At 38.2% G+C, this 3,062-nt stretch carries 4 protein-coding genes; 2 read left to right on the top strand and 2 right to left on the bottom strand.

Translation table 11 applies throughout. The annotated features are described in order from the left end of the window. Positions 1 to 153 precede the first annotated feature (153 nt). Positions 154 to 378 carry a helix-turn-helix domain-containing protein gene (locus tag OU793_RS23915; protein WP_023625098.1) on the top strand — a complete coding sequence of 75 codons (225 nt, stop codon included), beginning with the start codon at positions 154 to 156 and terminating at the stop codon, positions 376 to 378. Between the two features lie 54 nt (positions 379 to 432). Here the strand turns inward: OU793_RS23915 and OU793_RS23910 are convergent, their stop codons facing one another. Then, positions 433 to 615, bottom strand: a complete 183-nt coding sequence (locus OU793_RS23910; protein WP_024700464.1) for a hypothetical protein — start codon at positions 613 to 615, stop codon at positions 433 to 435. Positions 616 to 744: 129 nt separating this feature from the next. After that, positions 745 to 1,005, bottom strand: coding sequence for a sigma factor-like helix-turn-helix DNA-binding protein (locus tag OU793_RS23905; protein WP_074531757.1), 261 nt, complete (start codon positions 1,003 to 1,005; stop codon positions 745 to 747). Between the two features lie 460 nt (positions 1,006 to 1,465). On the opposite strand from OU793_RS23905, the gene OU793_RS23900 reads away from it, so the two are divergent. Then, positions 1,466 to 2,506 (top strand): hypothetical protein, encoded by a 1,041-nt coding sequence (locus tag OU793_RS23900; protein WP_274647882.1) that lies wholly within the window; start codon positions 1,466 to 1,468, stop codon positions 2,504 to 2,506. Positions 2,507 to 3,062: the final 556 nt, after the last annotated feature.

The raw sequence follows: 3,062 nt of genomic DNA, 5'->3' as shown, positions 1-3,062 counted from the left end.
ACGGTCTGCCTTGGCGCGAATTGTTAAAGAACAAGAGCATAGTAAAAATTTTTGTCCTAAAGGTCAAATTATTGATTTGTCCTTTGTTTGCAAAGATAACTAGAGTCTGAGATGTAGAACTATGTTGTGGGAATGAAATCAAATGGGACACTTATGCAAAGTGAAGTTGGAACAGCAAGTATTGTTGTTGGGAAAAAAATTAAGGAGGCTAGAAAGAAAAAAAAGCTTACAATAGAAGACTTAGCAAGTAAGTCAGGATTGTCCGTCGCACATTTATCCCGTTTAGAAAATGGCCGTAAAAGTCCGACAATTACAACATTGGAAAAAATCGCTTTAGCCTTGGACGTACCTATCGTCTACTTTTTTAGTGTTCTATAAACTTTTTTTTTGACCTTTAGTTTAAAATTAATATTCGCGCTTTCTATCATCTATTTAGAAAAAATCTAATATGGTTACTTTTAAGTATTGAGAAATTTTATCAAGATCATCTACTGTCAAATTACGTTTTGTATTGGGTATTTTGACTGCGTCAAATACATCTTTTTTCTTAAAACCTTTGTAATGGCATAACATTGTTATATTGCGTTGTAGTTTTTGGTTTGTACGTGCTGTCATGATGCTTTCCTTCTACTCAGTTGTAGCAAAGTAGCATTAAATAAAACCCAAAAAAAATTCTAGGTTGCATACATCGAGTATGCAACTAGTGTGATCTTTGATGGGTTTTTAATAAAAATTTTAATAACACTATTGTTCGCAGTTAATGTTTTGTAAGATTTTTCTTATCAAAAGACGCTCTACATCGTCAATTTTATTTAAGCTCTTTAAATGTGATCTAGCTCGAAATACATTATCTCTAACACTTGAAGGTGAAATGTTTAAAATAGATGCAGTGCGTTTTCTTCCGTAAAAATAAAATAATAATAGAGACATCGATTGACGTTCTCCTAATTCTGGTAATAGTATTTGAGTGATGACTTTTATATCATCTATTATAGTGTCTTCCATTAATAAGGCTTCTTATGAAGTTTCTATTTTGACTTATAGTTTAAATTGGAAGCTCTGATTCTTTGTATGAGTACTTGATTTTTATTAATATGTTCTTTAGAATTAACATAGTTTTTGATGTTGAGTGCATTACATAAAGCACTGCTACATAGAGTACTCTATGTAGTGTATTTTTCAAAGACTAGAGTGTGTCAGACCGCTAATCTGACTAGATAGCATTCGCAAACGAGCCGTCTTCCCATCAGTAGACGGCTTTTTTGTGTTTAAAATTTAAGCAGTTGATCTTTTTGATCTTTTTCTATAAAGTCATGGGATATTGGCTTGGCTTAGCAACCAAACCTCCCCAAAATCTGATGGAATCTAACATGGCTTTATTTAATATTTTTCACCGTTGGTGTATACCGCATCCTTGCATATCCGCTTTGACTTTCGTTTGGAAAGTGTCTAGTGATATGAGGGTGTGGCATGTCCCAGCGTAATCCTCGTCATCGTAGCGCCGAATTTGCGCATCATACCACGTACCAAGAATCGTTATTTGCATATCCGAGTGCTGTGTCTTGGAAAATTGCCAGACAAATATCTTGCGGTGCTTGAAAAGTTCAACAAGTACAATCGTGATGAGTCTCGTTTAAAAGCCAAAGAGCGCGATGATCTTGAAGTGATCCAATCTTACCTTGAAGAGTATGGTTTACCCCAACGGAAAAAAAATGGTAAGCCGATGAAATGGATCACTTACTTTCAAATGCGAATACTACTCGCCTTCTGTGATTTTATTGACGATCCTCGTCGTTGCCACCAAGGGCGTTTGATGGGACTACATCAATGCAAAAGTGGTATGAAGACGTTGCAAGCCAAACAACGTCTTGCCATTGTGCAAGTTGTCACAGCTATGTTTTGTACGATGAATGTTGATGGTTATCGTATTGGCCGCTACGCAGATAAAAGCAAAAATGAGCAACCTATTCTCGATGAGAACGGTAATGAGCTGCTACGTGGCGTGACGCATTACGAGTTACGCGGTTTGTTCACTCAAATCTGGCGACAACCTATCTCAAAGACAAAGTATACCGATGTTGTAAAAATGCTTAAGCTTTCAGGATTTTTGGAAGTTGAGTCTTGCTATTTAGCTCAACCAGAAGCGGCTGTACTTCGTGAGGAGCTGCGAGAGCAAGGTGCTAATGACGAAGCTATTGAAGCGATCCCTTCCATCAAATCTCAAGCTGCGTACAAGTGGTTCACTCATCAATTTATTGAGATCTTCGGTATTCATTTTCAAGACAAAATGAAAGAATCATTGGCTCAAGCGAAAGAGTCGATGATAGCGAAGAGGTTATCAAATATCTACGCGACATACAGCCCATTCTCTGATGGTTTCTGGACGAAGAAGCGAAAAGAATATCTGTGGCGTCTCAATCAATTACGCTATCCGCAGGGACGGCCACCGGACATTAATCCTTATGGGGATGATGTGTTGCCCGAACTGGTGACATCCTGGCATTAATCCCCCATTCTTTTGTTGCATAAGCCGCTTTGTTGCGGCTTTTGGTGTTGGCACTTTACGTAGCTATGAGGTAACTCCCCCCTCAATAAGATAAAGTTTGTCCCCTCTCCTTTCTTTTAGCTCAATAATTCCCCACTATTTTGGCCGTTCTACTCTGTAATCAGTATTGTTTTGTGAATATACAGTCAGTTGTGGATAAGCCTGTCCATATCATTTTAATTTAGACCATAGCATCGGAGATATAGTTTAAGGCGGGATTCTTTAAGAGTTAATTACTAACGTAATTAACCACTTATATTAGAAATATATAAATATATTTACTTGTTAAGTAGCGCCGCTTCGCTGTGCACAAAAAGTACCTCCCATCAAAAGCCATCACGTTCAATCCCCTTAAACAGCCTAAGTGAAAGGCTTTTGACGGGCCCCAAGACCTTCACCACCGTAGCACAGCGATAAACTCCGCATACTCTTCATTTTCAGTGCCTCTTAGGGCGCAAGCGCCCGGGCTTAGCAGGAGGAAGGGCAATTTTCGTACCGGAACCACTGTGAATCAAAA

Origin of the sequence: Vibrio sp. VP6 (genome assembly GCF_028823755.1) — a bacterium.
In the GTDB taxonomy this organism is placed as follows: domain Bacteria; phylum Pseudomonadota; class Gammaproteobacteria; order Enterobacterales; family Vibrionaceae; genus Vibrio; species Vibrio parahaemolyticus.
Note: the sequence above shows the minus strand (reverse complement) of the source record. Positions and strands in the feature narration are given on the sequence as shown.

Excerpts from the sequence above, each read along its gene's own strand:
- OU793_RS23915 (WP_023625098.1), top strand. The coding sequence starts at position 154 with ATGCAAAGTGAAGTTGGAACAGCAAGTATTGTTGTTGGGAAAAAAATT.
- OU793_RS23910 (WP_024700464.1), bottom strand. The coding sequence starts at position 615 with ATGACAGCACGTACAAACCAAAAACTACAACGCAATATAACAATGTTA.
- OU793_RS23905 (WP_074531757.1), bottom strand. The coding sequence starts at position 1,005 with ATGGAAGACACTATAATAGATGATATAAAAGTCATCACTCAAATACTA.